At 48.7% G+C, this 2,688-nt stretch carries 5 protein-coding genes; 2 read left to right on the top strand and 3 right to left on the bottom strand.

Annotation, left to right across the window (positions count from 1 at the left end):
- Positions 1-13: 13 nt before the first annotated feature.
- The 3 genes from CBG25_RS05965 to istB are packed head-to-tail and all read right to left on the bottom strand — an operon-like array spanning position 14 to position 1,948.
- On the bottom strand, positions 14-952 hold the full coding sequence (locus tag CBG25_RS05965; RefSeq protein ID WP_290605293.1) for a hypothetical protein: 939 nt from the start codon (positions 950-952) through the stop codon (positions 14-16).
- Complete coding sequence (locus CBG25_RS05960) at positions 945-1,109, bottom strand: hypothetical protein (protein ID WP_290605291.1); 165 nt, start codon at positions 1,107-1,109, stop codon at positions 945-947. The genes CBG25_RS05965 and CBG25_RS05960 overlap by 8 nt, the downstream gene beginning before the upstream one ends.
- A gap of 50 nt (positions 1,110-1,159) precedes the next feature.
- A complete protein-coding gene (gene istB / locus CBG25_RS05955) occupies positions 1,160-1,948 on the bottom strand; it encodes an IS21-like element helper ATPase IstB (RefSeq protein WP_290605289.1) in 789 nt (262 codons plus the stop codon).
- 99 nt (positions 1,949-2,047) lie between these two features.
- On the opposite strand from istB, the gene CBG25_RS05950 reads away from it, so the two are divergent.
- Positions 2,048-2,206: a hypothetical protein gene (locus CBG25_RS05950; RefSeq protein WP_290605287.1), complete on the top strand. Its 159-nt coding sequence runs from the start codon at positions 2,048-2,050 to the stop codon at positions 2,204-2,206.
- A gap of 106 nt (positions 2,207-2,312) precedes the next feature.
- Positions 2,313-2,688 (top strand): hypothetical protein (locus CBG25_RS05945; RefSeq protein WP_290603693.1); only part of this gene is annotated, 376 nt, incomplete at its 3' end.

Genomic DNA, 2,688 nt, shown 5'->3' with positions numbered 1-2,688 from the left:
GCGTGACCATCTTTTACGCTCCTTTAATGCCACTAATCAGATACCCGGCCTCACTCCCTACCACCGCGACCTTGTAAATATCGGTGTAGCGGATATTGACCACCTTGCCGCCAATACTGTCAAAGCGATCGGCCAGTGGCATCCCCTGACGGCGGAAGGTATAGCCAAAGGAAGGCATATGCTCATCCGCGCTATCACTGCTGGCTGACGGCGCATTGACGACATGCAGCATCAGGTTGTCTTTCCACAGGTCGGTAGTGGTTTTACCGTCCTTCGCCAGCTGAACGGGTGCGCCAATCAGCACCTCATCCACCTGGAATAAATCTTTTAAAATTTCCGTGGTGATACGCTTGCGTTCGTTCCCGCCCAGCGCGTCCTGCAACACCTTATGGAAGCGCAACAGCGCCATCACGCTTGCCCCCATGGTAATGACGTTGGGACGCAGGCCGATATTGGTCCGCACCACTTCCATCCCGGCTTCAATATCTTTCAGTGGATCGCCATTTTTTTTGTTCCAGGCGGCCTCGCCCGTCAAGGCTTTGGTGGCGTTGCTGGCATAGACCGAAGCCGATTGCGCCAGCTCGGCGACATACTGCTCACGACGCAACAAAATACCGTCCGTGGCACGCTTGATCGCCTTGATTTCTTCATTGAACATCGATTCCGCCTGTTCGCGGTGATCGACCGGCACCGCCAGATCATGCTCATCGAGCACGATATCGGTAAACGCCTGTTTCTCTCTTAACAGGATATTGCTGTCCGCCCCCACTGCGCGTTTGGTTTCATACAGCGCCAAGCGGCCTTTACCAAAGGTCGGCACCTTGACGCCTTCTTTTTCTAACCTGACGAGAGGAAACAGCTTTTCCCCAATCAGGCTGGCATTGCGGTATTCAGCGGCAATATGGGTCAGCACCGGGTCGTTTGCCCGTTTGCTTTTTAAATAATCAGACATAGGACTCTCCTGACAGGCAGCGCTTCACCGCCACTTCGTAAGGGATGGACTCACGCGCCTTAAGCGCCATGGCCTGTTGATGCAGCGTATCCGGATCGGATGCGCGCTCACTAAAGGTCAAACTGTTTTGCGGCGTATTGCTTCTTGTCAATGCCAATTGAATTCTGATCCACTTTGCTAAAGTAAAACTGATCCACCCCCTTTAATTTACTCGCTCAGTTCCGCTTTCAATTTTTTATGTAGCTGACCGCTTTTTAGCTTGTCTTTTAACCGATAACTTTGTCCACTAATCTGTACGATATGTGCATGGTGCAGCAATCGATCCAGCATAGCGGCTGTTAGCGTCTCATCATCACCAAATGTACTTGACCACTGAGCAAAAGACAGATTACTGGTTAAGAGCACACTACCCGCTTCATATCGCTTTGCCACCACCTGGAAGAACAGGTTTGCTTCTTCCTTGCCAAAAGGTAAATAGCCAACTTCATCGATAATCAATAATCTAGGTTTACTGATAACTCGGGTAAGATATCCTTTGAGGTCACCTTGTCGATGAGAGGTAAGCAGCTGCAACATCATGTCCGCTGCAGTTAGAAAACGGATGCTTAATCCCTGCATCGCAGCTCTATAGCTGATGGCAGTAGCCAGGTGGGTCTTGCCGACACCAGACGGACCTAGCAACACGATATTCTCCTGGCGCTCAATGAAAGCCAGTCCAGCCAGTTCCTGTATTTGGTTACGGGGAACACCGCTGGCATATTTGTAATCAAACTGCTCCAACGTCTTTATCACTGGCAGCCCAGATAAACGGAGTATCGTTTGACGCCGACGTTCAGTAAGTCCTTCATACTGGAGTCGTAAAACAGACTCTAGAAAGTCAGCGTGTGTACCGTTCTTGTCGACAGTTGCCTGCGCTACAGCTGGCCACTCTGTGCTTAGTCTTTCCAGTTTAAGCTGCTCGCAGAATTTTTCGATGCGTTCATACTGAAGACTCATATAGGCATCTCCAGAATCGATTGATAGACGGACAAAGGATGTTGTAGGCTCTCCATAGGAATCGGGCGAGTCTGATGTATCGGTAAAGGAAATGCTTGCATGACTTTTGGCAGCGGCAACAGTGCTAAGCGTTCTTGTAGCATGCGCTCTTCCGGCGATACACCCGTAGTGCCATGTTTACGTACATTAGCTATTGAACTCAGCCAGTCTCCAATACGTGAGTTGGCGGCGGTAGCATCCAAAATAAGCCCTGCCTGACGAAATGACGCGGTTAGTGGAACAATGAAACTGTTCTTAAGATAGTGATTAAAACGTTCAACCTTACCTTTAGTCTTCGCCCTGTATGAGGCTGTCGCAAAAGCTCATGTTATCGATTAAAATTTGCTTTATTCGTTTTAAACGCAGATCTTTTATGACCGTATTTACTCGCAAACTGGAATCGCCTTCTCACACCAAACGTAAGTTTGTCAAAGCGCAAAATCTACCTATCTTGGAGGGTTCTGTTTCCCTTTGCGATTATCTCAAGCAAATTGGTGAACGTAGGGCATTTATTGTCACAGAGATTTTGGATGAACAAGACTGGGTACCTTTCGAACGCTGTTATTCTTCAACAGGTAGAGCGCCGTATTCTCCTCGTTCAATGATGGGAATTTTGCTTTATGGGATCATGAAAGGGCATAGTTCGCTCAGAGCACTTGAAAATCTGGCGCGTTTAGATTTGGGATGTATTTTTGTCAGCC

The organism is Arsenophonus sp. ENCA, from assembly GCF_002287155.1.
Classification (GTDB): domain Bacteria; phylum Pseudomonadota; class Gammaproteobacteria; order Enterobacterales; family Enterobacteriaceae; genus Arsenophonus; species Arsenophonus nilaparvatae.
This window is presented reverse-complemented; position numbering and strand designations above follow the sequence as displayed.

Excerpts from the sequence above, each read along its gene's own strand:
- CBG25_RS05965 (WP_290605293.1), bottom strand. The coding sequence starts at position 952 with ATGTCTGATTATTTAAAAAGCAAACGGGCAAACGACCCGGTGCTGACC.
- istB (WP_290605289.1), bottom strand. The coding sequence starts at position 1,948 with ATGAGTCTTCAGTATGAACGCATCGAAAAATTCTGCGAGCAGCTTAAA.
- CBG25_RS05950 (WP_290605287.1), top strand. The coding sequence starts at position 2,048 with ATGACTTTTGGCAGCGGCAACAGTGCTAAGCGTTCTTGTAGCATGCGC.